The following is a 26462-nucleotide window of genomic DNA, read 5'->3' as shown; positions in this document are numbered from 1 at the left end:
GCAGTAGGGGGCCTGGTGAGCGTAATCGCAGCACGACGACGGACTCTTCCGGGTTTCGGTCTCACGATGGGACTGACGCTGACCTGGCTGTCCGTCATCATCCTGATTCCGCTCGCCGGGCTGTTCCTGCGATCCACCGAGCTCAGCTTCGATCAGTTCTGGGCCATCCTCTCCAGCCGCCGCACACTGAATGCTTTGCGGGTCTCATTCGGCCTCGCCTTTGCAGCGGCCTGCGTCAACCTCGTGATGGGCAGCATCATCGTCTGGGCACTGGTGCGCTACCGTTTTCCCGGCCGGCGAATCTTCGACGCCATCGTCGACGTGCCCTTTGCGCTGCCGACGGCGGTGGCCGGCGTCGCGCTGACGTCGCTGTTCGCCGAGAAGGGCTGGCTCGGCGCGCCGCTTGCCGCGCTCGGCATCAAGGTCGCGTTCACGCCGCTCGGCATCTTCGTCGCCATGATCTTCATCGGCATTCCCTTCGTGGTGCGCACCGTGCAGCCGGTGCTGCAGGATCTCGATCCGGAGATCGAGGAGGCCGCGGGCAGCCTGGGGGCCAGCCGCTGGCAGACCATCATCCGCGTGATCCTGCCCTCGCTTGCGCCGGCGCTGCTTACCGGTCTCGCGCTCGCCTTTGCGCGCGCGGTCGGCGAATACGGCTCGGTGATCTTCATTGCCGGCAATCTGCCTAATGTCTCCGAGATCGCGCCGCTGCTGATCGTGATCCGGCTCTCCGAATTCCGTTACGCCGATGCCACGGCCATTGCCGTGGTCATGCTGGTCGTCTCCTTCGTCATCATCTTCGCGGTCAACCGGTTGCAGCGCTGGGCGCAGAACCGGGTCCCGGTGCACTAGGGCGGTATGCGATGACGATGCAGATCGCCGATTCCGTTTCGCTCACCTCGCCCGAGGCGAAGGCGCGCGTCCACGCGGCCGCCGCGCGCAACAATCTCCGCACCGAGCCCAAGGCCGTCCGCATCGCCATCATCGTGCTGGCGATCGCGTTCCTCTCAGTCTTCGTCGTGCTGCCGCTGGTGCTGGTGTTCGCGCAGGCTTTCTCGCGGGGTGTTTTGGCCTATTTCAATGCGCTCGCCGAGCCGGAGGCGCTGGCTGCGATCAAGCTGACACTGTTGGTCGCGGCGATCTCGGTCGGTCTCAACCTCGTGTTCGGCCTCGTCGCCGCCTGGGCGATCGCCAAGTTCGAGTTCAGCGGGAAAACCTTCCTGATCACGCTGATCGACCTGCCGTTCTCGGTGAGCCCGGTCATCTCGGGTCTGGTCTTCGTGTTGCTGTTCGGCGCGCAGGGCTATTTCGGCGGCTGGCTCAGGGATCACGACATCCAGATCCTGTTCGCGGTGCCCGGCATCGCGCTCGCCACCACCTTCGTGACCTTCCCCTTCGTGGCGCGCGCGCTGATCCCCTTGATGCAGGAGCAGGGCACGCAAGAAGAAGAGGCCGCGATCTCGCTCGGCGCCTCCGGCTTGCAGACCTTTTTCCGTGTCACGCTGCCCAACATCAAATGGGGCGTGCTCTACGGCGTCCTGCTCTGCAATGCGCGCGCGATGGGCGAGTTCGGTGCGGTCTCGGTCGTCTCCGGCCATATCCGCGGCGAGACCAATACCATGCCGCTGCTGGTCGAGATTCTCTACAACGAGTACCAGTTCGTCGCCGCATTCGCGATCGCCTCGCTGCTCGCGATGCTGGCGCTGATCACGCTGATCGCCAAGACCATTCTCGAACGTCATCTCGACGAAGGACACGACGTCAATGACCATTGAAGTCAAAAATCTCGTCAAGAGGTTCGGCAGCTTTGCTGCGCTCGACGGCGTCGACCTCAAGGTCAATGACGGCGAGCTGCTCGCGCTGCTCGGCCCCTCCGGCTCCGGCAAGACCACGCTGCTGCGGATCATCGCCGGCCTCGACTGGCCCGACTCGGGCGAAGTCGCCTTCAACGGTGAGGATGCGCTGGCGCAAGGTGCGCGCGAACGCAATGTCGGCTTCGTGTTCCAGCACTACGCGCTGTTCCGCCACATGAGCGTGTTCGAGAACGTCGCCTTTGGCCTGCGCGTGCAACCGCGCGCGATCCGCAAGGACGAAGCGACGATCCGCAGGCGCGTGAAGGAGCTGCTCGACCTCGTGCAGCTCGACTGGCTCGCCGACCGCTATCCGAGCCAGCTCTCCGGCGGCCAACGCCAGCGCATCGCGCTCGCCCGCGCGCTCGCGATCGAGCCGCGCATCCTGCTGCTCGACGAGCCCTTCGGCGCGCTCGATGCGAAGGTGCGGAAGGAGCTGCGCAAATGGCTGCGCTCGCTGCATCAAGAGATCAACGTCACCTCGATCTTCGTCACCCACGACCAGGAGGAGGCGCTCGAAGTCGCCAACCGTGTCGTCGTCATGGACAAGGGCAGGATCGAACAGGTCGGCTCGCCCGACGACGTCTACGAGACGCCGGCGACCGCCTTCGTGCACGGCTTCATCGGCGAATCCATCGAGCTGCCGGTCCAGGTCGAGGGCGGCGTCGTCAGGCTCGGCGATCGTCCGCTCAATCTTGCGGCGGACGGGCTTGCGTCTGGCGCGTCAAAGCTGTTCGTGCGGCGACACGACATGCTGGTCGGCCCGCCAGGCTCGGGTGCCTTCGAGGGCGCGGTCCAGCATGTCCGCAATTTCGGTCCCGTGCAGCGAGCCGAGGTCGCATTGTCAGGCGGCGAGACCATCGAGATCGACGCCCCTCGTGACCGGGAACTGCGCGCCGGCGACACGATCGGCCTCGAGCCCCGCCGCTACCGCATATTTGCGGGCGCCTGAGGTGCCTTAACAGGGTGAATTTTCCTCAAAATTCACCTTTCAGCCACGGTTGGTATGCAACAACGGCCCTTCCTTTGGGGGCCTCGATTCATGCGCGCTGCGGCCGCAATACTCATCACTTTGCTTCTCGCCGGCTGCGCCGGCAACGAAGCGCCGGTCCAGCAGCCGTCGATGTATGCCGATATGTCGGTCCCGGGCGCCAAGCTCGATGCGCCGGCGGCCGCGATCATGATCTCGCAATACCGCCAGAACAACGGCCTCGGCACCGTCATCGTCGACCCCGATCTGATGCGGCTCGCCGAATCCCAGTCCAACGCCATGGCTGCCGCCAACAAGATGGACCATGACGTCCGCGCGCCGCTCGCCAAGCGCCTTGCCGCCGGCGGCTATCCCGCGACCGTGGCGGTCGAGAACATCTCGGCCGGCTATCATACGCTGGCGGAAGCGTTTTCCGGCTGGCGCGACTCGCCCCCGCACCGCGCCAACATGCTCAAGGGCGGTGTCACAAAATTGGGCATAGCGGCGGGCTATGCTCCGGGCACCAAATACAAGGTGTTCTGGACCATGATCCTGGCGTCGACCGACCCCCGATAAGCCAGACTTGATCCCGGGATGCATTGACGCCGCGGCAGACTGTCGCCACGGTGGCTCGCCTTTTGCTATTGTTCCCGAATGACAGATCATAGCCCGGAAGTCGCAACAGTCCCCGCGAAGGCGCAGCGCGTCCTGGTTCTCCAGGGCGGCGGCGCGCTCGGCTCCTATCAGGCCGGCGCCTATCAGGCGCTGTGCCATTTCGATTTCGAACCGGAATGGGTTGCCGGCATTTCGATCGGTGCGGTCAATGCCGCCATCATCGCCGGCAATGAGGGCCACATCCGCGTCAAGCGGCTCAAGGAATTCTGGGAGATGGTGTCCGCGCCGGTGCCGTGGAAGCCTCTCGGCAAGAGCGATCACAGCCGCGAGCTGTTCAATTCCACCAGCGCCGCGCTGATCGCGACCTTCGGCGTGCCCGGCTTTTTCACGCCGCGCCTGCCGCCGGCGCCGCTCTGGCCGCCGGGCAGTCCGCAGGCCGAGAGCTATTACGACACCGCGCCGTTGAAGAAGACGCTGGAACGGCTGGTCGATTTCGATCGCATCAACGATTTGAAGACGCGCTTGTCGGTCGGCGCGGTCGGCGTCACCTCCGGCAACTTCAAATATTTCGACAATTACGAGTTCAAGAAGCTCGGCAAGAAAATCGGCCCCGAGCACATCATGGCCTCCGGCGCGCTGCCGCCGGGCTTTCCGTCGGTCGTGATCGAGGGCGAGCATTATTGGGACGGCGGCATCGCCTCCAACACGCCGCTCGACTTCGTGCTCGATGCCGAGGTCGATCGCGACATGCTGATCTTCCAGGTCGATCTGTTCAGTGCGCGTGGCGACCTGCCGAACTCGCTGCTCGAGGCCACCGAGCGCGAGAAGGACATCCGCTTCTCCAGCCGCACCCGGATGAACACTGACAAGAACAAGCAGCTGCACAACGCCCGCCGCGCCGTGCGCGACCTGATTTCGAAATTGCCCGATTATCTCAAGAACGACCCTTCGGTCGAGTTCCTTGCGAAGGTTGCACGTGAGAGTACGGTCACCGTGGTGCACCTGATCTATCGCAGCAAGAATTACGAATCCTCGTCCAAGGACTACGACTTCTCGCATGTCGCCATGGTCGAGCATTGGGAAAGCGGCGTGCGCGACGTGCATCTGTCGATGCGTCACAAGGACTGGCTCGAGAAGCCGCAGTCCGGCGAGACCATGGTGACCTACGATCTCACGGGGGACGTCACCGCGCCCCCGCCAAAAAGGAGCGAATAATATGGGTACTCTGTCAGGCAAGAACGCCGTCGTGACCGGTTCGACCAGCGGCATCGGGCTCGCCTATGCGCGTGCCTTTGCGGCTGCCGGCGCCAATGTCGTCATCAACGGCTTCGGCTCGCCGGAGGACATCGAGAAGGAGCGCGCCAAGATCGAGTCCGATTTCGGCGTGAAGGCGGTCTACTCGCCCGCCGACATGACCAAGCCGGCCGAGATCGCCGGGATGATCGCGCTCGGCGAGAAGTCGTTCGGCTCGGTCGATATCCTCGTCAACAATGCCGGCATCCAGTTCGTCTCGCCGATCGAGGAGTTTCCGCCGGAGAAGTGGGACCAGATCATCGCGATCAACCTGTCCTCGGCCTTCCACGCCATCCGCGCCGCCGTCCCCGGCATGAAGAAGAAGGGCTGGGGCCGCATCATCAACACCGCGTCGGCACACTCGCTGGTCGCCTCGCCCTTCAAGTCGGCCTATGTGTCGGCCAAGCACGGCATCGCCGGCCTGACCAAGACCGTGGCGCTGGAAGTCGCGACCAACAAGATCACCTGCAACTGCATCAGCCCCGGCTATGTCTGGACGCCGCTGGTGGAGAAGCAGATCCCGGATACGATGAAGGCCCGCAACCTCACCCGCGAGCAGGTCATCAACGACGTGCTGCTCGACGCCCAGCCGACCAAGGAGTTCGTCACGTCCGAGCAGGTCGCAGCGCTGGCGCTGTTCCTGTGCAGCGACGATGCCGCGCAGATCACGGGTACCAACCTGTCGATCGACGGCGGCTGGACCGCGGAGTAAGGGGGCATACACTGTCATGCCCCGGCTTGACCGGGGCATCCAGTACGCCGCGGCGTCTCGGTTCAATCACGGCTGTCTCTGGAATACTGGGTCGCCCGGTCAAGCCGGGCGACGACAGCGAGAGTAGAGCGCCTGGTCGAGTCTCAATGGCTCCAGGCCAGAGCCGTCACGATCGCGGATTGCAGGTTCAGCTCCGCGAACATGATCTTGCCGGCGACGACGACAAGGACGCTGGCGAGCGTCAGGCGCAGCACCGTCTCCGGCACGCGCGTCGCGCTGTAGCTGCCGATGATGATGCCGGGCAGCGAGCCCAGCAGCAGCACGCCCATCAGCCCCCAGTCGACCGAGCCGAGCATCCAGTGTCCGATGCCGGCCACCAGCGTCAGCGGCACGGCGTGGGCGATGTCGGAGCCGACGATGGTTGCCATCGGCAGGCGCGGGTAGAGCAGCAGCAGCACGGTCACGCCGACCGCACCGGCACCGACCGATGAAATCGAGACCAGCACGCCGAGCACGATTCCGGTGACGACGGTCGCAATCACCGTGGTGCGCTCGCTGACCTGCTCCATGCGCCGGCGATAGCGCTCCATGATCGACCTGCGGAAGATCAGCGATGTCGCAGTCAGGATCAGCGCGAAGCACAGCACCAGGTTGACGAGGTTGCGCTCGGCATCGCTTCTGAGATCGAGCTTCCACAGCACCAGCAGCGTCAGCGCACTTGCCGGGATGCTGCCGCAGGCGAGCCGCAGCACGGCCGGCCAGTGCACGCTGCGCGACCAGCCATGGACCACGCTACCGCCGGTCTTGGTGGCAGCGGCGTAGAGCAGGTCGGTGCCGACGGCGGTGGTCGGGTGGATGCCGAACAGCAGGATCAGCAGCGGCGTCATCAACGAGCCGCCTCCTACGCCGGTCAGCCCGACAAGCAGGCCGACGCCGAATCCCGAGGCGACGTAAAGCGGATCAATCATGGTTGGGGAAATCTAGATTTATCTCGTCAGTTGGGCAATAAGACGTAGAATAAATTTCCCCTGAGGCGCAACCTCTTGGGTGGAATAAGAAAAATTGTGCTCTGAGATGGAAAAGGGCAGGCAATTCGCGCTGTCCCCGGGTGCGTTGCGAGACAGCCGTTCCCCGGGGGCGCGGGCAGGGACGGGCGCGTCGTACCTATTTACCAAACGCCAGGACGTGCAGCCCCAGGCGCTGCCGCACGATCCAGAACAGCAGTACCGTCTCGAAGGTGAGCGAGATCGAGGTCGCGGCCGCGGCGCCGTGGCCGCCGAAGCGTGGCACCAGCGCGATGCAGAGCACGACGTTCATCACGAACGCCAGGGCGTAGGCCAGCGCGCAGATCTTCTGCTGGCCCAGCATGTTGAGCAGGCGCTCCACCGGGCCGATGGCGGCACGCACCACGAGGCCGATGGCGGCGACGAACATGATGTCGTAGCCGACGACGAATTGCGGCCCGAACAGCCAGAGCAGGGGCTTGCCGAGTGCGAGCAGCACGGCGGTCGCCGCCAGCGACGGCCAGAACGTCCAGTTGATGGCGTGCGCGACATAGGCCGACAGCCGCGCCTTGTCGCCGAGCGCGTTGTATTCCGCGAAGCGATGCGCGGTCGTCGCCGACATCGCGTAATGAATGAACGAGACCAATGCCAGCGTCTTGACGACAGCAAAGTAGACGCCGACCTCGTCGGACGGGCGGAACTGCTGCAGCACCAGCACGTCCGTGTAGGACAGGAGCAGGTAGAAACTTTCGACCAGCAGGATCGGCAGCGACACCGCGAGCCAGCCACTGACGTCATAGGCCTTGGGGCCGGGCGCGATGTGCTCGGCGAGCTTGCGGTTCAGCACCACCATCTGCCCGGTCATCGCGATCCAGACCGCGCCGGCGCTCGCCACCATCGCGGCGATCGCGCCGAGATGATAGCCGAGCAGGAAGGCACCGGCGGTGATGCCGATGATCAGCGCCTGGCGGATGATGAACTGCGGCATCAGGCCGAGCTGCATCCAGTCATGCGAGCGCGCGATGCCGTCCTGGGTGTTGGCGACGACGAAGGCGGGCAGCGTCATGCAGCCGATATAGAGTGGCAGCTCTTCGGCCGGATTGATCCAGGGCGACAGCAGCTTGACGACGCCGGCGAGTCCCAGCGACACCAGCGTGGAGAAGGCGAAGGTCAGCCAACGGCTGCCCGAGAGAAAGCCGCGCAGCAGCGCATGGTCACCGCTGGCGCGATATTCCGGAATGATTTTTTGCGCGGACGCCGAGATACCAAAATCCATCATGCTGCCGAGCAGCAGCACCCAGGTCCAGACATAGACATAAATGCCGTAGTCGGATGTCCCCATCCAGCGCGCGAGCAGGACCTGCGAGAAATAGGCAAGTCCCGCGCTGATCACGCGAATGATGAAGATGGTGCCGGCCAGCCGCCGCGTCAGCGACGCTTCGCTCGAACCGCCGGTCAGCCTGGCGCGCAGCCGCGCGATCAGCCCGGCCGGTCCGGTCGTTACGGGTTCTGCATCCATCACGGCCAATTCTGGGAATCCCCGGGCGTTCCGCGTGCTGCGGCGGGCTCGGGATTAGCAACCATTCGTTAAGATTCGGTTGGGTGGGGCGTGCTGTCCTTGGTGTCGCGCCAACCCCCGCTGTCGTCCCGGCGAAGGCCGGGACCCATAACCACAGGGAGCAGTGTGGTGCTCGCTGGCAACTCCGAGCCTTCGCAAAACTATTGCTGCGGCGTATGGGTCCCGGATCGGCGCTTCGCTTGTCCGGGACGACAGCTGAGAGTGCCGCGACAGCCCGGGCTACTCCAAATTCGTATTGAACTCGTACGATTTCTCCGGCCCGACCAGCGTGAACTTCAGCGCTGCACCGTCGGGCTTGACGCCCGGCGGCAATCCGTCGAGCTCGAAGGAAAACCGCTTCACGCCGGGCGGGGTGTGCTCGACCAGGTCTGGAATCGGCAACGACCATTCGGGCGTCGGCCCTTCCACGAACAGATTGACCTTGCTGTCCGCGGGCGCAACGACGTCGACCACCACGTTCTTGGGGCCGTCGCGCTTGACGTCGCGAATGGTTAGCGGATTGGGATCGCCGATGGTGGCGGGCTTCGGCACGGTGTCGAGGGCCGTGCGCAGATTGGCGTCCTCGGTCGAGGCGACGTTGTTGAAGCCGAGCTCGACATTGGCCTCGACGGGAATGCAGAGCTTTTCGCAGACAGCGTAGTTGATCTCGGCGCGCAGCGTCACCGGCTTGTCGGCAGCCTTGGCCACGATGCGCAAGGGCAGCACGATCTGGTCGTGATAGCCGATCGAATGACCGCCTGCGCCGTCGTCGAATTTCAGCGGCGCCGGCCACATCACGGTCACCGCTTCGACATTGTCCGACTTGGAGAAGTCGAACCGCGGCGGCACGCCTGAATCGCCGGGCATGCGCCAATAGGTCTTCCAGCCGGGTTGCAGCTGGAACGCGATACCGCCGAGCAGGACCGCGCCGCTACGCGATCCCGCGAGCAATCGCACCGCGGAATGTCCGTCGCGCTGCCACAGTGAAGCGTCGTCGGCGTGGGCGCCCATCGCCAACAACGACGCAAGCAAGGTTGTCGCGACGCCAATCGCCGCTTGCAGGGGAACTCTTGTCAACATGGCACGTCTTTACAGGGTCGTTTCGGGGCAAACCATTGAATTGCTTGTGATGGATGCACTTGAATCTGGTCTCTGCAAGCCTTGATTTGACAGCGGCGCGGCCCGACATCAGGATAGGAATTGAAACCGGAGTGCTTCATCCATGGCTCCCACAGGCAAGAGGACGGGCGAAAGCACCCGCAGCGGGCTCCCCAGTTCGGCCGGTTATCTCGACGGCCGGCTCCTGATCGCGATGCCTGTCATGGGCGACTCCCGCTTTGAGCGCTCGGTGATCTATCTTTGCGCGCATTCGGCCGAGGGCGCGATGGGCATCATCGTCAATCATCCGGCCGGCAGCATCGATTTCCCGGAACTGCTCGAGCAGCTTGGCATCGTCAAGAAGGGCGAGCACATCAAGCTGCCCCAGAATGCCGAAAGCATGAAGGTGCTGGCCGGCGGCCCGGTCGACACCGGTCGCGGCTTCGTGCTGCATTCCAGCGACTTCTACATCGAGCACGCGACGCTGCGGATCGACGACGGCGTCTGCCTCACCGCGACCGTCGACATCCTGCGCGCGATCGCCAACGGCTCCGGCCCCAAGCACGCCATCCTCGCGCTCGGCTATGCCGGCTGGGCGCCAGGCCAGCTCGAGACCGAGATCCAGAGCAATGGCTGGCTGCACTGCGACGCCGATGCGGATCTGATCTTCGGCGACGATGTCGACGAGAAATACGGCCGCGCCCTGCGCAAGATCGGGATTGATCCCGGCATGCTGTCGAACGAGGCGGGGCACGCGTAGCGGATCGCCGCGCTGTCGCAGCGCTCTCCCCTGTCATGCCCCGGCTTGACCGGGGCATCCAGTACGCTGCGGCCCATCGCCTCCATCACAACCGTCTCGGAGTACTGGATCGCCCGGTCAAGCCGGGCGATGACGCCAGTTGCTGAGCAGCGCTTCGCTTGTCCGGGACGACAGCGGAATGTGCCGCACCTACTCCGCCGCCTGCTGCTGCACCGTCGGCTCGGTCCCGGCCACTGTCGCGCGGCGCATGTCGCGGGGCTGGGACTGGTCGTAGCGGCGGACGCGGTGCATGGTCTGGCGGTTGTCCCACATCACGAGGTCATGCAGCCTCCATTTGTGGACGTAGACGAATTCCGCGTTCGTCGCGTGCTCGTTGAGATCGCGCAGCAACAACCGCCCCTCCGGCACGCTCATGCTGACGATCTTGCCGGCATGCGATGAGAGATACAGCGACTTGCGGCGATGCACCGGATGCGTCCGCACCAGCCGCTGCAGCACCGGCTTGAACATGGCCTTCTCGTCGTCGGTATATTCGGTGAAGCCGAGCGAGCCGCGCGAATACATTAGCGAATGCTCGCAGACGAGATCGTCGATCTCGGCCTTGGTCTCGTCATCGAGTGCGTCATAGGCCGCGCGCATGTCGGCGAATTCGGTGTTGCCGCCCTTCGGGTTCACCACGCGCGCCGACAGCAGCGAGAATTTGGCCGGGATCGGGCGGAACGAGCTGTCGGAATGCCACAGGCAGTTGCCGAGGTTGAACAGATGCGTGCGGCTGTCCTTGGCGAGCGGCTTGCCGTCCTTGCCGAGATTGGAGACGTCGTTGAGGCCGGACTGGAGCCGGTAGTCCTTTTCCTTCGTCACCGTGCCGCCGCGTGCATCCTCGCGTTGACCGAAATTCAGCGCGAAGGCCATCTGCTGCTCGTCGGAGATGTCCTGGTCGTGGAAGACGAGCACCGCGTATGTGTCCATGGCAGACTCGACTTCGCGGGCCTCATCCGGTGTGAGCGGATTCCGCAGGTCGAGGCCGGAAACCTCGCCGACAAAATGCTTCTGAAGCTGCCGGATGGCGATCGTCATGGCGTCTCTCCCGCAAACCGCGAGCGGTTGGTCCCGCTCTGTCGATGAAAAAGCTACTCCGGCACCCGTCGTTGTCAACGCTCGCCGCGCATGGCTCTCACGCGTTGCGCGCCATCAACCCGCCGTCGACGGGAATGACCGCACCCGTCAGGAACGACGCCGCCGGCAGGCACAGGCTCAGCGTCATATGTGCGACTTCCTCGGGATCGCCGTAACGACCGAGTGCGGTGCGGCGCTTGGCGTAAATTGTCTTGTGCTCCTCGGAGATCCGGTCGGTGATGGCGGTGCGGATCGGCCCCGGGCAGATGCAGTTGACGGTTATGCCTTCGCGGCCGAGCTCGACCGCGAGCGAGCGGGTGAGGCTGGCGACACCGCCCTTCGCCGCAGAATAGGGACTGTGCAATGCGGTGGCGCCAAGCGCTTCGGTCGACGCGATGTTGACGATGCGCGGGCTGTTCGACTTGCGCAAGTGAGGCAATGCGGCGCGGATGATGCGCGGATGCGCCGTCAGCATCACCGCGATGCCCTTGGCCCAGGCGTCTTCGTAAGCCTCGTCGTCGATCGCGACGCGGACGGAGATGCCGGCATTGTTGACGACAACGTCGAGCCCGCCGAAATGTGCGGCGACATCGTCGACCACGCGCCTGATCTCGCCGCCGTCGGCGACATCTAACTTCCACGCCTTCGCCGAACCACCGCTCGCTGCGATCTCCTTCGCGATCGCTAGCGCGCCTTGCTCGTCATAGTCGGTCGCGGCGACATTCGCGCCCTCAGTGGCGAACACGCGCGCAGTCGCGCGCCCCATGCCGCTGGCTGCGCCGGTGACGAGAACGGTCAGGCCCTTCACGGAGCGGCTGAGCTGCTTGAATTCGGACATGCTGTTTCCTCGCGTCTCTTGTTTCTTGTTATGAGATTGACAAGGCTGGCATCGATCCGCAGACAGGTCAAACAAGCAAAACAAAAGGGGAGGCCGCGATGGCAAACGAGCTCGATTTCTCCGGCAAGCAGGTGCTGGTCGTCGGTGGTTCCAGCGGTATCGGCAACGGCATCGCGCAAGCCTTTCGCGCGAGAGGCGCGGACGTCGCGGTTTGCGGCACGCGCGCTCGTGCGACGGAATATTCGGTAGAGGAAGGCTCTGATCTCAGCGGCCTGGCCTACGCGCAGCTCGATGTCAGCAACCCCAGTGCGATCGAAGCGTTCAAGCCGTCCTTCGACAAGCTCGACATTCTGGTGCTGGCGCAAGGTGCTGTGATCTATCGCCGCGGCGAGTTCGAGATGGCGGGCTTCCGCAAGGTCGTCGAGGTCAACCTGATGAGCCTGATGGCGTGCGCGACGCGGTTTCATTCCATGTTGCGGGACTCCAAGGGCGCGCTGATCATGGTGTCCTCGACCGCCGCCTATCATTCCACCATGGGCAATCCCGCCTACAACGCCTCGAAGACCGGCGCGGTCGGATTGACGCGGACTTTGGGCGAGGCCTGGGCCGAGGATGGCATCCGCGTCAACGGCATCGCGCCCGGTCTGGTCGACACCAAGATGACGAAGGTGACAACCGACAATCCCAAGCGGCTCGAAGGTGCACTTTTGCGCATTCCGCTGCGGCGATTGGGCACGCCGGCCGACATGGCGGGCGCGGCGCTGTTCCTGGCCTCGCCGCTGTCGTCCTACATCATCGGCCAGACACTGGTCGTTGATGGCGGGCTTATTCTCTAAGCCGCACTGGAACTGCGCTGCTCCTGATCGGTTACTCCGGCAGACCCCCGAGGAGGAGCATCATGGACAAGGACAGGATCGTCGGATCGGCCAAGGAATTCGCCGGACGTGCGGAAGGCGCCATCGGAGACATGGCAGGCGATGCGCAGACACAGGCGTCGGGCAAGGCGCGCGAAGCCGCCGGCACGGTGCAGAATCTCTACGGCCAGGCGAAGGACGCCGTGCGCGACGCCACGGACACCGCTGCGAGCTACGCCAAGGATGCCTACGAGAACAGTGGCGAGACCCTTCGCGGCGGCTCGCAGGCGATCTCGCAAAAGGTGCAGGACAATCCGCTCGGTGCGCTGCTGATTGCCGGTGGCATTGGCTTCGCGCTCGCGCTGCTGATGTCGCGCCCCGCCCGTCGCCCGCCGCCGCGCTGGCGTTATTACGGCTAATAGCTTCTCGTCATTCCGGGGCGCGCGAAGCGCGAGCCCGGAATCCATCGAGCCACCGTCAATGTCGATGAATGGATTCCGGGCTCGCGCCAAGAGGCGCGCCCCGGAATGACGATTTAATTCAGAGCAACGACTACCGCGCCACTTCCGCCGAGCGCCCGACATTGCCGGGCGGTCGCGGAATCGCAGGGTTTGGATTCGGGTTGCGCGGGGCGGGCGCCAGTTGACGCGGCGCCGGCTGCGGCGAGCCGAAGCCGAAGAAATCACGCAATGACGGCGCGGCCTGTGCCGGCTGCTGCGGCGGTGGCGTCGGCTTCTTCGGTGCGAGCGGCTTGGGTGGCGCGATCGCCGCGGCTGCACCCGGCGTCGTGCCGGGCGCCGCAGCACCACCGTCAGGCGTCGTCGCGGCCATCGGCGTATCGCCCTTGGCCTGCTCGCGACCGACTTCACGGCGCGGCCATGAATAATCATCCGCACGGCCCGCGGGCGCGGCGAGCGGCTCGCCTTTCACCAGCGTTCTGGCGGCGAGCGCATCGACGGCGGCGGGGCGCGTGCCAGGTCCACCCAGCAATTGATCGGTCGAGATCGAGGCTGCAACCAGCGGCACGATCGGGCCCGCGAGCGGCCGCGGCGCCGGCTTGCCGGGCTCGGCACTGGTGTCGGGCGTCGCCGGCTCGCTCGGCAGCGCGATCGGGCCGGAGCGGCCCGCCAGCAGGCGCGTGATCTCGCGCTCGACATAATGGGCGAGCTTGCGGGCGCCGGGCTTGGTGAAATAGACGCCGTCACCGCTGCGGAGCTGACGGATCTGGCCTTCGAAATCCGGACCCTTCTGCAGGAAGCGACCGGCTTCGTCGACAAAGCCGTCCCAGACGTCGACATAGGTGATGCCGGCCTTGGCGGCGCCTTCCCGGTAGAGCGAATCCAGGAACAGCATGTCCGCGGTGCCCTTGGGTCCGCGGATCGCGGGCAGGCCGACCCAGAGCACGGGCACGCCCTTGGCCTTGAGGACGTTGGCGAGCTCCTCGATCTTCTTGCCGTAGAGCTCGACCCAGTGGTCGTCGCGGAATTCGTAGAGGCCGTTCGGATTGCGCGCGGTCTTTTCCGGCGCGGCCGCCGGCGTATCGGCGTTGTCGGCGTCGTCCTGCGGCAGGTCGGTATCAGCCGGCTTGTCGTCGGGCTTGGCGGCGGTGTCGGGTTTGGCATCGCCGGGCTTCGCCGGCGGCTTGCCGCGCGCGCCCTTGTCGTTCTTCTTGTCCTTGTCGGCCGGCTTGTCCGTTTTGTCCGGCGCGGCTTCGCGGATCGCGATGCGGTCGTTGAGGCCGAGCATGACGACGATGACGTCGGGCTTCTCGGTTTCCAGAATGCCCTTGGCCGCAGCCGCCCAGTCCGAGGGCTCACCCTTCGGCTGGTACTTGATCAGGCCCGACGCGGTCTTGTGCTTGCGGATCACACCCATGTCGGGCTGCTCGGTGTAGGCGTCTTCCAGGCCGTAGGCGAGCCAGTCGGCCATGGCGTCGCCGATCACCAGCACGTTCTTGTCCGGGATGGTGTCGCGCTTGCCAGGTGCCGGCGCGCGCGAGAAATCCTGGCGCGGGGCCTGCTGCTGCTGTTGTTGGAACGGCGCAAAGAAATCGCCGCCGAACCAGCCGCCGCCACCGCTGCGCGGCGGAGCCTGGCGCTGCGGCGGGCCGCCGAAGCCGGGGAAGTTGAAGAACTGCGCCGAAGCCGGTCCCGCGATCGAGACCATGATCGCAAGCGCCGTTCCCAGCGCGATCAACGGGCCGGTCTCGGTCAGCGCCTTGAAAAAGGATTTTGGCTTCGACATGCGATCTCGGGCACGCGCAACGGGGTCTGGAAGTAGGTCGTTATAATAACGGAATCGGGCGCCAAACGGGCAAATTCTCTTGCAGATTCTTGGGGCCAACCACCGCCGATCGGGCAAAATCCCGCTTCAGGGTTACTTTCGGCGCGATTTTACCGCCCGCGCAGCCGGTCCAGCACGTCGGAGGAGGCAAACCCGTCCGCGGGCACCCCGATCGAGGCCTGGAAGTTGCGCAGCGCGTCCCGGGTCTGGCCGCCGAACTGGCCGTCCGGGGTACCCTTGTAGAAGCCGCGCTGGACCAGGAGTTGCTGGAGTTCCAGCCGCTCGGTCCGGGACAATTCCCGCTCCTGCCGCGGCCATTGCTGCACAAAAGGCTGGCCGCCGCGCAGGCGGTCGGCGAAATGGCCGATCGCCATCGCGTAGGCCTCGGCCGGATTGTATTTCATGATGACCCGGAAATTCTGCAGCATCAGGAAGCCGGGCCCCTGCGCGCCGGCGGGCGCCAGCAGATAGGCCTTCTCCGCCGGATGCGGGAAGGGCTGGTTGGTTGCGCGCTTGAGCCCGAGCTTCTCCCATTGCGCGATCGTCATCGCCTTGGCGCGATCAGCCAGCATGTAGTTGAAGCCTTGGGGCACCACGACCTCGAAACCCCAGGTCTGGCCGCTCTGCCAGCCGTCCTTCTTCAGATTGTTGGCGGTGGAGGCGATCAGGTCGCTTGCGTTGTCGACGACGTCGCGCCGTCCGTCGCCATCGCCGTCGACGGCGAAGCGCTTGAACGCGGTCGGCATGAACTGGGTCGGGCCGAACGCGCCGGCCCAGGAGCCGCGCATCTGCTCCGGGCGCAAATCACCGCGGTTGAGGATCTCCAGCGCGGAGAGGAATTCGTCCTTGAAATAGGCCTGGCGGCGGCCGACGCAGGCGAGCGTCGCGGTCGATTGCAGCACGCTGCGGTCGCCCATCTGCGTCGAATAATTGGACTCGATGCCCCAGATCGCGGCGATGATGTAGCGGTCGACGCCATAGGCCTTCTCGGTCGCGTCGAACTGCGCCTTGTACTTGGCGAGAACTTCCTTGCCCTTGGCGAGCCGATTGTCGTTTACGAGAATGTCGAGATAATCCCATATCGACTTGGTGAACTCGGGTTGCGAATCCATCAGGTCCATGATGCGCAGATCGGGCGAAAGGCCAGCGGTGAAGCGCTGAAAATTCTCCTGTGTGATGTTGCGCCGTGCGGCATCAGGCCACATCCCGGCAACGCAATTGTCAAAATTGCCGGCAGCCTCGCGGATCGCAGCCGCCGTCATCAGTGGATGGCCGGAGGCGCCGTCCTCGCCGCTCCAGGGTTGCGCGCCGCCCGGGGCAGGCGCGGGCTGCGACGGTGCGGGATCCGGGCCGGAGAAAATGCCGCCGAACAGCTTCGACAGCCCGTTTTGCCCTTGTTGTCCTTGAGCCTGTGCGACCGCAGGGAACAGAAGCGCGGCCGCAATGATTGTTGCGCCGGCCAGAGATCCCCCGCGTTTTGCCAAGCCTGCCACCGATTGCCTCATGTCCCATCCGTCCGGCCAAAAATCAGCCATCAGGAGGCCTCGTTACGGTTGCCAATATCTTAACAAAGGTGAAATTTCAGTGGTGGCCTTTTCTCAATTCCAACGGCCGAGCCCTACATCCGCCTTTGTTACCGGCTGCAAAACGGTTAGCAAGATGCCATTGCTTCTTTCACGTGCGCCCCAAGGTATTCGATCAATCACATGAAAATCCGCAAAGCTGTATTCCCCGTCGCCGGCCTCGGCACCCGCGTTTTGCCGGCCACCAAGGCGATGCCGAAGGAAATGCTCACCATCGTCGACAAGCCGCTGATCCAGTACGTCTATGACGAGGCGCGGGAAGCCGGCATCGAGCACTTCATCTTCGTCACCGGCCGCAACAAAAATGTCATCGAAGATCATTTCGACAAGATGTTCGAGCTCGACTCGACGCTCGCTGCGCGCGGCAAGAAGGCCGAGCAGGAGATTTTGGCGCAGAACCAGCCGGAAGCCGGCGCCGTCAGCTTCACCCGCCAGCAGGCGCCGCTCGGCCTCGGCCACGCGGTCTGGTGCGCGCGCGATATCGTCGGCAACGAGCCGTTCGCGGTGGTGCTGCCCGACGAGCTCGTGCTCAACACGCCCGGCTGCCTGAAGCAGATGATCGAGACCGCCGGCAAGCTCGGCGAAAAATCCAACGTCATCGCGGTCGAGGCGGTGCCCGACCATCTCACCCATCAATACGGCATCTGCGGCGTCGGCAAGCGCACCGGCAAGATGTTCGAGGTCGACGGCATGGTCGAGAAGCCGGCCAAGGGCACTGCGCCCTCCAACCTCTCGATCACCGGCCGCTACATTCTGCAGCCCGAGATCTTCAAGATCCTCGAGACCCAGGAGCGCGGCGCCGGCGGCGAAATCCAGCTCACCGACGCCATGATCGGCCTCGCCAAGTCGCAAAAATTCTACGGCGTCGAGTTCGAGGGCGAGCGCCACGATTGCGGCTCCAAGCCCGGCTTCCTCCGCGCCAACATCGCCTACGGCCTCAAGCGGCCGGAATTGCGTGATGGGCTGATCGCGGAGATGAAGAAGTATCTCGGGCAGTAGTCGCCGCTGTTTCGCTGTCGTCCCTGCCTAGTGCGCAATTGCGCACGGGGCGCAGGGACCCATACCGCGGAAGCCATCGATCGCGTTCGGCCGCAGTACCGAACGACGAGTCTTCGCCAAATTCTTCCCTGTGGTTATGGGTCCCCGCGTTCGCGGGGACGACACTGAGCGCTTGGTGATTTGTTCGTCACGCCTGACGACGACAGCAGCCCCTCACGCCACCAGCGACAGCTTCGGCAGGCTCGCTACCACCGACTGGTTGCGGCCACCGGCCTTCGCCGCATAGAGCGCCTTGTCGGCAGCGGCGACCAGGACGGTCCAGTCCACGCCGCTCGTGGGCGCGAGGCTGGCGATGCCGCAGGAGACGGTCGACCCCGCGCTGCCGTCGGACCAGCCCAGCACCTTGGCCCGGATGGTCTCGGCGATCTTGAAGGCGTCGGTGGCGGACGTGTTCGGCAGCAGCACGGCGAACTCCTCGCCGCCATAGCGCGCGGCGCAGTCGCCGGCGCGGCGCACCGAATCGGAGATGCAGATGGCGATGCCGACCAGCACCTGGTCGCCGGCCTGGTGGCCGAAGGTGTCGTTGTAGGCCTTGAAGTGATCGGCATCGATCATCAAGAGCGCAACCTGTGTCTTCTGGCGCATGGCGCGGCGCCATTCGGTGTCGATCGTCTGGTCGAACTTGCGGCGGTTGCGCAGGCCCGTGAGCGCGTCGGTCGTTGCCATCTCCTCGAGCTTGTTTTCGGCATCCGCTCGCCGGCCGATCTCGCGGGCAAGCAGGATCGCCGAGCCCAGCACGAACAGTGCGAGCACCAGAACCACGGCGCCGATGCGAAGCGCTTCCTTCCGCCACAGCGCGAACACCGTGCTCAGCGGCTTGCCCGCCACCACGAACAGCGGGCCGGTGCCGGCGCTGCGCGCATAGAGCCGCGCGGTCGGATCGACCGGGCCCTGTCCCGCAAACGAGCCGCCGACGCGCAAGTTGTCCGCCTTCCAGCTCTGGCGGTCGTTCAGATTCTTGCCGATGATGTCGAGATCGAACGGTCGGCGCATCATGATGGTGCGGTCGCGCTTGAGCACGGTGATGGTGTCCTCGGGGTCGAGGCTCAGCCGCTCGAACAATTCGTGGAAATAGGTGAAGCGGATCGAGCCGGCGACGACTCCCAGGAAGCCGCCGTCGGTATCGCTGAGACGCCGGCTCAGCACGATGGAGTAGGCGCCGCGGAACAGCATCGGACGGCTGATAAAGAGGCCGGCATCGGGATTGTCGCGATGGACCGTGAAGTACTCCTCACTGCCGCGATTTTCCGCCACCGGGTCGAGCGTGGACGCATCGATGGACAGATTGCCGTCCGCATCGAACACCTGGATGGCGCCGAAATGCTTTGCGGTCGTGGCGTGGTCGAACAGGATGAGCTGGCGGATCGGCTTGGAGACCGTGTTGATCTCGGGCAGCAGCATGTTGCTGGCGACCGCCTTCAGGGACAGGTCGTAGATATCGATGTTGCGGCTGATATCGGCGTCGATCGAGGTCGCCAGGTTTTCCAGTGTCTGGCGGGCCAGTGCCTCCTCGCCGCGGCGCATGTCCAGCATGACGTTGACGCAAATGGCCGAAAAGCCGATCACCGTCACGACGGACGAGATGATCAGCAGCTTCGCCGAAATACGCCAGGGCCGGCGGGCCATGGCTTCGCGCCATCCAGACAGCATCCTTTGCTCCCGACCCTAACGGATGCGCCTGAAATCTTGCGTAGTGTTTAAGCCGCGACGGCGCTGCTGCAATCAGTTAAGGATTGGTTTCCGCGGGCATCGCTTTTCAGCAGATCAGGCCGCGGGCATTTGGTGAGGACGGCGGTGAACGATTACGACGCGCTACGCGATTACCTGCTGGGGCAGAAGCAGATGGAATTCATGCTGAGCTTCGAGCAGATCGAGGAGATCATCGGCGCGGCTCTGCCGCGGGCGGCCAACCGTGCCTCATGGTGGGACACCGCGCGCAGCCCGGATATCCAGATGCCGCAGCGCGAGGCCTGCATCGCCGCCGGCTTCAAGGCCACGCGGATGCCGGATGGCCAGACGGTGCGGTTCACGAAGATGAGGAAGGACGGGCGGCGGCCGGGATAGAAGGTGACGGAGACCTTCTTCCCCTCTCCCCTTGCGGGAGAGGGTGGCTCGCCGCGGAGCGGCGAGACGGGTGAGGGGTATCTCTCCGCGCGCGACTCTTCTTGTTTCTGAATTTGCGGATGCAACCCCTCATCCGGCGCTTCGCGCCACCTTCTCCCACAAGGGGAGAAGGGAAACAGAAAGATCAGCTCGCCGCCTCTAACCGCACTTCCGTCAGCAGCCGCATCGCGGCGTCCGCGTCCATGGGCTCGCCAAAAGCAAAGCCCTGCGCGTATTCGCAGCCAAGCTGATAGAGCTCCACCGCATCGGAATCGGTCTCGGCGCCTTCCGCCACCACGTCCATGCCGAGATCATGCGCGAGCGCAATGATCGACTTCAGGATCACCGGCCGGGTGCCGCGGTTGGTGGTGCGCACGAACGACTGGTCGATCTTGATAGTGTCGAACGGGAAGCGCTGCAGATAGGCGAGCGACGAATGGCCGGTGCCGAAATCGTCGAGCGACAGGCCCGTGCCGAGCTCGCGGATCCGCGTCAGCATTTGGGCCGCGTGCTCCGGATTCTCCATCACCAGCGATTCCGTCAGCTCCAGCTTCAGCGTGCCGCGCGCCACCGAGGAGCGCGACAGCACGGTGCGGATGTCGTGGATCAGATCGTGGCGCAGCAATTGCCGCGAGGAGACGTTGACGGAAGCGAAGATCGGCTCGCGCGAGCGCATCGCGCGCTGCCAGATCGAGAGCTGCTTTGCGGTCTGGTCGAGCACGAACATGCCGAGGTCGACGATCAGGCCGGTCTCTTCGGCAATCGTGATGAATTCCGACGGCGCCATGCGGCCGAGCTTCGGATGATCCCAGCGTGCCAGCGCTTCGAAACCCGCGACCGAACGATCCTCCAGCCGGACGATCGGCTGGTACAGGATGGTGAGCTCCTGCCGCTCGATGGCGCGGCGCAGCTCGCTCTCCAGCGTCAGGCGATCGGTCTTCCGCGCGCGCATCGCCGGCTTGTAGACGTCGATGCGATCGCCGCCGATGCGCTTGGAGTGATACATCGCGAGCTCGGCGTCCTTGATGATCTCGTCCGTGAGCTGCGTCTGCGGGTCGGACAGCGCGAGGCCGATCGAGGCCGTCAGGAAAATCTCGCGGTCGTTGAAGGCGATCGGCGCGCGGATGGTCTTGCGGATGGTTTCGGCGAAGGCGGTGATGCGGGCCGGGTCCTGCTCGGACAGCAGGATCAGGCCGAACTGGTCGCCGGCGAGCCGGGCCAGCGTGTCCTGCGGCTTCAGGATGCGGGTGAGGCGGCGGGCCAGCGTCAGCAGGATGGAATCGCCGACCGCGATGCCGACGGAATCGTTGACCTGCTTGAAGCGGTCGAGGTCGATCACCATCAGCGTCGGCCGCAGCGTCGGCATGCTCTTGGCGAAATGCGCGACGGCACCGAGCCGGTCCATGAACAGTTTGCGGTTGGGCAGGCCGGTGAGGTTGTCGTGCACGGAATCGTGCAGCAGGCGTTCCTCGGCGTTGCGGAGCTCAGTGACGTCGGTGAGCGTGCCGACCACGCGCGAGACCTCGCCGTCCGAGCCGACCACCGGGCGCGCTTTCAGCGCGAACCACATGAAATGGCCGTCGGGGGTACGCAGGCGGAAATCCTGCACCAGCCGGCCGCGGCGCTGGTCGAGCACGCTGTCCAGCGCGGCACGGAAACGATCCTGGTCGAGCGGATGCAGCACCTCGAGCCAGGAGGCGGCGGGCCCTTCGAGCGTGCCACGCTTCAGGCCGAGCAGGGCTTCCGTCTCGGGGCTTGTGAACACCTTGTCGGCGGAGACGTCCCAGTCCCAGATCAGATCGCCGGAACCGGCCAGCGCCAGTGCGCGGCGCTCGATGTCGGAGACGACGCCGGTGGTGGCGCCGCCGCCGGCGAAGGCGTGCTGCATCACCGTGAAGCCGATCAGCATCACGATCAGCACGAGGCCGCCCAGCAGCGCCGGGCCGACGATGTCGTTGGTGACGGAACCGGCCACCGTCATGCCGGCCGCGACCACCCAGACCACCAGCAGGAACCAGGTCGGGATCAGCAGCACCGCGCGGTCGAAGCCGTGGGTGGAGAGATAGACGATCAGCGTGAAGCCGGCGAAGGCGATCAGCACCAGCGAGATGCGCGCGATGCCGGAGGCGACGGCCGGGTCGAACAGGGCGAGCGCGACCAGCGAGCCGAGGAACGCGAGCCAGCCCACCGTGATGTGGGAGTAGCGCACATGCCATCGACTGAGGTTGAGATAGGCGAACAGGAACACCAACAGCGTCGCCGCCAAGATCGCTTCACCCGCCGCGCGCCAGATGCGCTCGGCGTTGTTCGACATGTCGAGCACCTTGCCCCAGAAGCCGAAATCGACGCCGATATAGACCAGCACCGCCCAGGCCAGCGCCGCGGCGGCCGGGAACATGATGCTGCCCTTCACCACGAACAGAATCGTGAGCACGAGGGCGAGAAGGCCGGAGATGCCGATCACGATGCCCTGGTACAGCGTGAACGAATTGACCTTGTCCTTGTAGGCTTCCGGCTCCCACAGATAGAGCTGCGGCAGCTTGTCGGTGCGCAGTTCCGCCACGAAGGTGACGACGGCACCGGGATCGAGCGTGATGCGGAACACGTCGGCGGTCGCGCTTTCCTGACGCTCCGGCCGGTCGCCGATCGAAGGCGTGATGGTCGCGATGCGCGACAGCCCGAGGTCAGGCCACAACAGGCCCGAGGACACGATGCGGTAATGCGGGGCGACGATCAGGCGGTCGAGCTGGTCGTCGGTGTTGTTGGCGAGCGCGAACACGATCCAGTTCTGGCCGCCCTCGCGCGCGCGCACCTCGATGCGGCGGACGATGCCGTCGGTGCCGGGCGCGGTGGAGACCTGGATGCGGTCGGCGTCGCTGCGCTGATGCTCGAGCACGCCGGTGAGATCGATCGCGGGCGCGTCGCCGCGGACGCTGACAGCGTCGAGCGCGCGTGCAGGCGACGCGGCGACAAGAATCATGAGGCCCAGCGCGATGGGCGCGAGGCACCTGATCAGACGCAAGGCCAGTTCTCCGCGTTCGACGCAAACTCAGTGAGCAAGACTGTCAGGTAAAGACGATTTCACGCCGAACGGAAGTCGTTCGGCGCGTCGCGATAGATGCCACGAAAGCGAGGAAAATCAAAGGGTTTCCGGCGTCCCCGGTCGGCCAGCGGCCTAGACCTCCAACACAATTTTGCCAATATGTGCGGAGGTCTCCATGCGCCGGTGCGCCTCGGATGCCTTTTCCAGCGGGAAAGCGCTGTCCATCAGCGGCTTGACGCGGCCCTCGCGCAAAAGCGGCATCACTTTCGCTTCAATTGCGGCCACCATTGCCGCCTTGTCCGCATTACTACGGGGGCGCAAGGTCGAGCCGGTATGGGTCAACCGCTTCACCATCACCTTGGCGATGTTGACGCTGACCTTGGGGCCGTTGAGCGTTGCGATCTGCACGATGCGCCCGTCGACCGCGGCGGCGTCATAGTTGCGGTCGACATACTCGCCCGCGACCATGTCGAGGATCAAATTGACGCCGGCCTTGTTCGTCTCCGCCTTGATCACGTCGACGAAGTCCTCGGTCTTGTAGTTGATGGCGCGGTCGGCACCGAGCTTCAGGCAGGCATCGATCTTGTCCTGCGATCCGACGGTGACGAACACTTTTGCACCGAACGCCTTCGCAAGCTGGATCGCCATGGTGCCGATGCCGGAAGAGCCGCCATGGATCAGCAGCGTCTCGCCGGCCTTCAGGCCGCCGCGCTCGAACACGTTGTGCCAGACCGTCATCAGGGTTTCCGGCAGTGCACCGGCTTCCTTGATCGACAGTGCCGGCGGCACGGTCATCGCCTGGGCGTCCTGCGCGATGCAGTACTGCGCATAGCCGCCGCCGGCGACGAGCGACATCACGATGTCACCGACCTTGTGCTTTTTGGCGTTGCTGCCGACCGCGACCACTTCACCGGCGATTTCGAGGCCGGGCAGGTCGCTGGCGCCGGGCGGCGGCGGATAGGCGCCGGAGCGCTGCGCCACGTCGGGCCGGTTGACGCCGGCGGCCTGCACCTTGACCAGGATCTCGTCGGGACCGGGCTGCGGAACGGGACGCTGTTCCGGCACCAGCACCTCGGGTCCGCCGGGCTTGGAGATGGCGACCACGGTCATTTGCGCGGGCAGCTTGTCCATGATGTATCCTTGAGCAAAGGTGCGAGGGAGAACGAGCCCTTTGCTTAGCCAGCGCGGTTCGGGCTGGCAACCGCCTCGGCCATGTGGTCCGGCCCGCGGACGCAGGAGGAACGACGATGCCGATGGAAGACGACGACCGCCCGCGCAAGAAGGTCACCCACGAGATTGGACAGGATCTCTCACTCTTGTCCGTCGAGGAATTGACCGAGCGCGTCGCCCTGCTGCAGACCGAGATCGCAAGACTGGAAGAAGCCGCCACGAAAAAGCGCGCCTCCCGCGATGCGGCGAATAGTTTTTTCAAGTCGTAGTGGGTTTATCACCGGTGTCGTCCCGGCCTAGTGCGCAATTGCGCACGGGGGCCGGGACCCATACCGCGTGATCTGTCTATGGGCTTTGACAGCAGTACCGAACGACGAGTCTTCGCCAAACTCCTCCCTGTGGTTATGGGCCCCGGCCCCCGTGCGCAATTGCGCACTAGGCCGGAGCGACGGTGAGAGTTCATTCCGCTTCCCGGCTCGGCCTCTGGCCGACATGGCTAACGAACCCTCAAAAAATTCGTTCGTTTACGGTCGATTAAGCTTTTCACTTTATGACTCGACTGTCCTCGTTTGGACACCGAGTGGCTCCTGTCCACTCTGTTTGACGCCTCCCTGTTATCAACTTTCAAAGCCGCCGGTCTCCGGCGGCTCTTTTTTTGCCTCTACTCCTGCTTTTGAGCGTGTCTAGTACCCACTTTTCTTGGATCGTGAGTCATGATTCAAGGTCGGGATGATCCCCGAAGCAAGAGAAGTCCACCTTTCGCGGAAAGATCGCAAGGTGCTTGAGGCGTGTTGTCGCTCGCCGGTGACGTTGCAGCGCGATTTGAAGCGGGCGCGGATAGTTCTGTTGGCAGCGGACGGGCGCAGCACCCGCTCGATCGCCAAAGAAGTCGGGGTCCAGCCGCGGATTGTCAGCCTTTGGCGGCGCCGCTATGCCGATCATGGCCTGGAAGGTCTGCAAGACAAGCCGCGGCCTGGCAAGCAGCCGATCTATACGAAGGCTACCGACAAGCGGATTCTGAAGCTGTTGGATAAGCCGGCCCCGCAAGGGTTCGCACGCTGGACCGGCCCTCTGCTGGCCGAGGCACTGGGCGATGTTGACGTCCAATATGTCTGGCGGTTCCTGCGCATCCACAAGATTGACCTCGTGGCTCGCAAGTCCTGGTGCGAGAGCAACGACCCGAACTTTACGGCCAAAGCCGCCGATGTTGTTGGCCTCTACGTCGCCCCGCCCGCGAAGGCCATTGTGCTATGCGTGGACGAGAAGCCTTCGATCCAGGCCTTGGAGCGAGCGCAGGGTTATCTGAAGTTGCCCAATGGCCGCGCCTTGACCGGCCAGAGCCACGATTACAAGCGGCATGGCACGACAACATTGTTTGCGGCGCTCGAAGTCGCCACCGGAAAGATCATCGCGACGCATTCAAAACGCCGACGCCGCGTCGAGTTTCTCGACTTCATGAACAGCGTCACCGCGGCTTTTCCGAACCGGAAGCTTCACGTCATCCTCGACAACCTCAACACCCACAAGAAGAACGAGCCCTGGCTCAAGGCCCACCCCAACGTGCAATTTCATTTCACGCCGACAAGTGCGTCCTGGCTCAATCAGGTCGAGGTATGGTTTTCGATCTTGCAGGGGCAGTCGCTCAGCGGCACCTCCTTCACAAGCCTCAAGCAGCTTCAGGATCACATCGATGCCTACGTCAACGCATACAACGACAGAGCCGAGCCCTTCGTCTGGACCAAGAAAAAGGTCCGTCAACGCCGTTTCAAAGGCCGCCGTATCACTCAGCTCTGATTCCGGGTACTAGTCCCGGTTGAATTCCGAGGAATGACCCGCGGAAACCATATCCGCGCTTGCCGCTGGACTCCGCGCTTCCCCCGCGCAATGATTTGTTCATCATAAGCCGGCGCCAAAGCCGGACGGGTAAACAGTTGCGTAAGGGGCGTTAACCATGGAACGTTTGCAGGCCGACGGGGCTCTCGTTCAACTCAGCGAGCGGTTCACCAATTCTGCCGCGTTCGGCGCGCTGTTCCGTGAAGGCATGGATCTCGTCGAAGAAACCGCGGCCTATCTCGACGGCGCCGGCCGCAATGAGGCCAAGGCGCTCGATCGCGCCATCAGCCTGACTTACGCGACCGAGAGCATGCGCCTGACCACGCGCCTGATGCAGCTCGCCTCGTGGCTGCTGCTGCACCGCGCGGTGAAGGAGGGCGAGATGACGCTGGTCCAGGCCAACCGCGAGAAGACCAAGGTCAAGCTCACCGCCGCCGATCCCGGCCCCGCCGACACCATCGAGAAGCTGCCGTCGATGCTCCAGGAGCTGATCCATCGCTCGATGAGCCTGCAGACCCGCGTCCGCCGCCTCGACACCACCATCCACACCCCGCCGACCGACCACATCGCGATCGGCAACCCGCTGGTGCCGCATCTCAACGCGCTGAAGGCCGCGTTCGAGCGGTAAGGTCTAATCTCTAACCGTCACCCCCGCGCAACGGCGAAGCCGTTGTCGCTGGAGGTGCTCGCCTCTATGGCGAGCCTCGAAGGGGGACGGCC

General features: G+C 64.5%; 24 protein-coding genes. 14 read left to right on the top strand and 10 right to left on the bottom strand.

Going from position 1 to position 26462, the window contains the following annotated elements; genetic code table 11:
• The first annotated feature begins 15 nt into the window (after window positions 1-15).
• From cysT to NLM31_RS36060, 6 genes are all read left to right on the top strand, one after another.
• Window positions 16-852: a sulfate ABC transporter permease subunit CysT gene (gene cysT, locus NLM31_RS36085; RefSeq protein WP_309143714.1), complete on the top strand. Its 837-nt coding sequence runs from the start codon at window positions 16-18 to the stop codon at window positions 850-852.
• An 11-nt stretch (window positions 853-863) separates the two neighbouring features.
• The gene (gene cysW / locus NLM31_RS36080; RefSeq protein WP_254134011.1) at window positions 864-1775 is read left to right on the top strand and encodes a sulfate ABC transporter permease subunit CysW; all 912 of its coding nucleotides are present in this window, start codon (window positions 864-866) and stop codon (window positions 1773-1775) included.
• Window positions 1765-2802 (top strand): sulfate/molybdate ABC transporter ATP-binding protein, encoded by a 1038-nt coding sequence (locus tag NLM31_RS36075; RefSeq protein ID WP_254195315.1) that lies wholly within the window; start codon window positions 1765-1767, stop codon window positions 2800-2802. Before cysW ends, NLM31_RS36075 begins: the two co-directional genes overlap by 11 nt.
• 90 nt (window positions 2803-2892) lie before the next feature.
• Window positions 2893-3396 carry a CAP domain-containing protein gene (locus tag NLM31_RS36070; RefSeq protein WP_254134009.1) on the top strand — a complete coding sequence of 168 codons (504 nt, stop codon included), beginning with the start codon at window positions 2893-2895 and terminating at the stop codon, window positions 3394-3396.
• Between the two features lie 78 nt (window positions 3397-3474).
• On the top strand, window positions 3475-4650 hold the full coding sequence (locus tag NLM31_RS36065; protein WP_254134008.1) for a patatin-like phospholipase family protein: 1176 nt from the start codon (window positions 3475-3477) through the stop codon (window positions 4648-4650).
• Window position 4651: 1 nt separating this feature from the next.
• Window positions 4652-5440: a 3-hydroxybutyrate dehydrogenase gene (locus tag NLM31_RS36060; RefSeq protein WP_200471838.1), complete on the top strand. Its 789-nt coding sequence runs from the start codon at window positions 4652-4654 to the stop codon at window positions 5438-5440.
• A gap of 143 nt (window positions 5441-5583) precedes the next feature.
• Here the strand turns inward: NLM31_RS36060 and NLM31_RS36055 are convergent, their stop codons facing one another.
• The 3 genes from NLM31_RS36055 to NLM31_RS36045 all read right to left on the bottom strand — a co-directional run bounded on the left by NLM31_RS36055 (window position 5584) and on the right by NLM31_RS36045 (window position 9082).
• Window positions 5584-6408 (bottom strand): sulfite exporter TauE/SafE family protein, encoded by an 825-nt coding sequence (locus NLM31_RS36055; RefSeq protein WP_254195314.1) that lies wholly within the window; start codon window positions 6406-6408, stop codon window positions 5584-5586.
• 196 nt (window positions 6409-6604) lie between these two features.
• On the bottom strand, window positions 6605-7972 hold the full coding sequence (locus tag NLM31_RS36050) for an oligosaccharide flippase family protein (protein WP_375167518.1): 1368 nt from the start codon (window positions 7970-7972) through the stop codon (window positions 6605-6607).
• A 270-nt stretch (window positions 7973-8242) separates the two neighbouring features.
• Window positions 8243-9082, bottom strand: coding sequence for a protein-disulfide reductase DsbD domain-containing protein (locus tag NLM31_RS36045; RefSeq protein ID WP_254195312.1), 840 nt, complete (start codon window positions 9080-9082; stop codon window positions 8243-8245).
• 142 nt (window positions 9083-9224) lie between these two features.
• Here NLM31_RS36045 and NLM31_RS36040 point away from each other — a divergent pair, with 142 nt between their 5' ends.
• Window positions 9225-9860: a YqgE/AlgH family protein gene (locus NLM31_RS36040; protein ID WP_254134003.1), complete on the top strand. Its 636-nt coding sequence runs from the start codon at window positions 9225-9227 to the stop codon at window positions 9858-9860.
• Window positions 9861-10049: 189 nt separating this feature from the next.
• Here the strand turns inward: NLM31_RS36040 and NLM31_RS36035 are convergent, their stop codons facing one another.
• Both NLM31_RS36035 and NLM31_RS36030 read right to left on the bottom strand, forming a co-directional pair.
• Window positions 10050-10937, bottom strand: a complete 888-nt coding sequence (locus NLM31_RS36035; protein ID WP_254195311.1) for a TauD/TfdA family dioxygenase — start codon at window positions 10935-10937, stop codon at window positions 10050-10052.
• A gap of 97 nt (window positions 10938-11034) precedes the next feature.
• The gene (locus NLM31_RS36030; protein WP_254195310.1) at window positions 11035-11814 is read right to left on the bottom strand and encodes an SDR family NAD(P)-dependent oxidoreductase; all 780 of its coding nucleotides are present in this window, start codon (window positions 11812-11814) and stop codon (window positions 11035-11037) included.
• 98 nt (window positions 11815-11912) lie between these two features.
• On the opposite strand from NLM31_RS36030, the gene NLM31_RS36025 reads away from it, so the two are divergent.
• Both NLM31_RS36025 and NLM31_RS36020 read left to right on the top strand, forming a co-directional pair.
• A complete protein-coding gene (locus tag NLM31_RS36025; RefSeq protein ID WP_254134000.1) occupies window positions 11913-12650 on the top strand; it encodes an SDR family NAD(P)-dependent oxidoreductase in 738 nt (245 codons plus the stop codon).
• Between the two features lie 62 nt (window positions 12651-12712).
• A complete protein-coding gene (locus NLM31_RS36020; RefSeq protein ID WP_254133999.1) occupies window positions 12713-13087 on the top strand; it encodes a CsbD family protein in 375 nt (124 codons plus the stop codon).
• A gap of 133 nt (window positions 13088-13220) precedes the next feature.
• Here the strand turns inward: NLM31_RS36020 and NLM31_RS36015 are convergent, their stop codons facing one another.
• On the bottom strand, window positions 13221-14912 hold the full coding sequence (locus NLM31_RS36015; protein WP_254195309.1) for an SGNH family hydrolase: 1692 nt from the start codon (window positions 14910-14912) through the stop codon (window positions 13221-13223).
• A gap of 149 nt (window positions 14913-15061) precedes the next feature.
• Entirely contained in the window at window positions 15062-16456 is a 1395-nt protein-coding gene (locus tag NLM31_RS36010; protein WP_254196327.1) for a lytic murein transglycosylase, read from the bottom strand.
• Between the two features lie 201 nt (window positions 16457-16657).
• On the opposite strand from NLM31_RS36010, the gene galU reads away from it, so the two are divergent.
• Window positions 16658-17533: a UTP--glucose-1-phosphate uridylyltransferase GalU gene (gene galU / locus NLM31_RS36005; protein ID WP_254133997.1), complete on the top strand. Its 876-nt coding sequence runs from the start codon at window positions 16658-16660 to the stop codon at window positions 17531-17533.
• Between the two features lie 213 nt (window positions 17534-17746).
• On the opposite strand, the gene NLM31_RS36000 is transcribed toward galU, so the two are convergent.
• Window positions 17747-19243 carry a diguanylate cyclase gene (locus NLM31_RS36000; protein ID WP_254195308.1) on the bottom strand — a complete coding sequence of 499 codons (1497 nt, stop codon included), beginning with the start codon at window positions 19241-19243 and terminating at the stop codon, window positions 17747-17749.
• Between the two features lie 144 nt (window positions 19244-19387).
• On the opposite strand from NLM31_RS36000, the gene NLM31_RS35995 reads away from it, so the two are divergent.
• Entirely contained in the window at window positions 19388-19657 is a 270-nt protein-coding gene (locus NLM31_RS35995; protein ID WP_254195307.1) for a hypothetical protein, read from the top strand.
• Between the two features lie 184 nt (window positions 19658-19841).
• On the opposite strand, the gene NLM31_RS35990 is transcribed toward NLM31_RS35995, so the two are convergent.
• Window positions 19842-22718: an EAL domain-containing protein gene (locus NLM31_RS35990; RefSeq protein WP_254133994.1), complete on the bottom strand. Its 2877-nt coding sequence runs from the start codon at window positions 22716-22718 to the stop codon at window positions 19842-19844.
• A gap of 153 nt (window positions 22719-22871) precedes the next feature.
• Complete coding sequence (locus NLM31_RS35985; RefSeq protein WP_254195306.1) at window positions 22872-23870, bottom strand: NAD(P)H-quinone oxidoreductase; 999 nt, start codon at window positions 23868-23870, stop codon at window positions 22872-22874.
• Window positions 23871-23986: 116 nt separating this feature from the next.
• Here NLM31_RS35985 and NLM31_RS35980 point away from each other — a divergent pair, with 116 nt between their 5' ends.
• The 3 genes from NLM31_RS35980 (at window position 23987) to NLM31_RS35970 (ending at window position 26370) form a co-directional block, all read left to right on the top strand.
• Window positions 23987-24178, top strand: coding sequence for a DUF1192 domain-containing protein (locus tag NLM31_RS35980; RefSeq protein ID WP_254133992.1), 192 nt, complete (start codon window positions 23987-23989; stop codon window positions 24176-24178).
• Window positions 24179-24638: 460 nt separating this feature from the next.
• On the top strand, window positions 24639-25703 hold the full coding sequence (locus NLM31_RS35975) for an IS630 family transposase (protein ID WP_254191403.1): 1065 nt from the start codon (window positions 24639-24641) through the stop codon (window positions 25701-25703).
• A gap of 157 nt (window positions 25704-25860) precedes the next feature.
• Window positions 25861-26370, top strand: coding sequence for a DUF1465 family protein (locus tag NLM31_RS35970; RefSeq protein ID WP_254133991.1), 510 nt, complete (start codon window positions 25861-25863; stop codon window positions 26368-26370).
• The last annotated feature ends 92 nt before the right edge of the window (window positions 26371-26462 follow it).

Origin of the sequence: Bradyrhizobium sp. CCGUVB4N (genome assembly GCF_024199945.1) — a bacterium.
Lineage (GTDB): Bacteria > Pseudomonadota > Alphaproteobacteria > Rhizobiales > Xanthobacteraceae > Bradyrhizobium.
Note: the sequence above shows the minus strand (reverse complement) of the source record. Positions and strands in the feature narration are given on the sequence as shown.

Coding starts and splice junctions, on each gene's coding strand:
- cysW (WP_254134011.1), top strand. CDS start 864: ATGACGATGCAGATCGCCGATTCCGTTTCGCTCACCTCGCCCGAGGCG.
- NLM31_RS36075 (WP_254195315.1), top strand. CDS start 1,765: ATGACCATTGAAGTCAAAAATCTCGTCAAGAGGTTCGGCAGCTTTGCT.
- NLM31_RS36070 (WP_254134009.1), top strand. CDS start 2,893: ATGCGCGCTGCGGCCGCAATACTCATCACTTTGCTTCTCGCCGGCTGC.
- NLM31_RS36065 (WP_254134008.1), top strand. CDS start 3,475: ATGACAGATCATAGCCCGGAAGTCGCAACAGTCCCCGCGAAGGCGCAG.
- NLM31_RS36060 (WP_200471838.1), top strand. CDS start 4,652: ATGGGTACTCTGTCAGGCAAGAACGCCGTCGTGACCGGTTCGACCAGC.
- NLM31_RS36055 (WP_254195314.1), bottom strand. CDS start 6,408: ATGATTGATCCGCTTTACGTCGCCTCGGGATTCGGCGTCGGCCTGCTT.
- NLM31_RS36045 (WP_254195312.1), bottom strand. CDS start 9,082: ATGTTGACAAGAGTTCCCCTGCAAGCGGCGATTGGCGTCGCGACAACC.
- NLM31_RS36040 (WP_254134003.1), top strand. CDS start 9,225: ATGGCTCCCACAGGCAAGAGGACGGGCGAAAGCACCCGCAGCGGGCTC.
- NLM31_RS36035 (WP_254195311.1), bottom strand. CDS start 10,937: ATGACGATCGCCATCCGGCAGCTTCAGAAGCATTTTGTCGGCGAGGTT.
- NLM31_RS36030 (WP_254195310.1), bottom strand. CDS start 11,814: ATGTCCGAATTCAAGCAGCTCAGCCGCTCCGTGAAGGGCCTGACCGTT.
- NLM31_RS36025 (WP_254134000.1), top strand. CDS start 11,913: ATGGCAAACGAGCTCGATTTCTCCGGCAAGCAGGTGCTGGTCGTCGGT.
- NLM31_RS36020 (WP_254133999.1), top strand. CDS start 12,713: ATGGACAAGGACAGGATCGTCGGATCGGCCAAGGAATTCGCCGGACGT.
- NLM31_RS36015 (WP_254195309.1), bottom strand. CDS start 14,912: ATGTCGAAGCCAAAATCCTTTTTCAAGGCGCTGACCGAGACCGGCCCG.
- NLM31_RS36010 (WP_254196327.1), bottom strand. CDS start 16,456: ATGAGGCAATCGGTGGCAGGCTTGGCAAAACGCGGGGGATCTCTGGCC.
- galU (WP_254133997.1), top strand. CDS start 16,658: ATGAAAATCCGCAAAGCTGTATTCCCCGTCGCCGGCCTCGGCACCCGC.
- NLM31_RS36000 (WP_254195308.1), bottom strand. CDS start 19,243: ATGCTGTCTGGATGGCGCGAAGCCATGGCCCGCCGGCCCTGGCGTATT.
- NLM31_RS35985 (WP_254195306.1), bottom strand. CDS start 23,870: ATGGACAAGCTGCCCGCGCAAATGACCGTGGTCGCCATCTCCAAGCCC.
- NLM31_RS35980 (WP_254133992.1), top strand. CDS start 23,987: ATGCCGATGGAAGACGACGACCGCCCGCGCAAGAAGGTCACCCACGAG.
- NLM31_RS35975 (WP_254191403.1), top strand. CDS start 24,639: ATGATCCCCGAAGCAAGAGAAGTCCACCTTTCGCGGAAAGATCGCAAG.
- NLM31_RS35970 (WP_254133991.1), top strand. CDS start 25,861: ATGGAACGTTTGCAGGCCGACGGGGCTCTCGTTCAACTCAGCGAGCGG.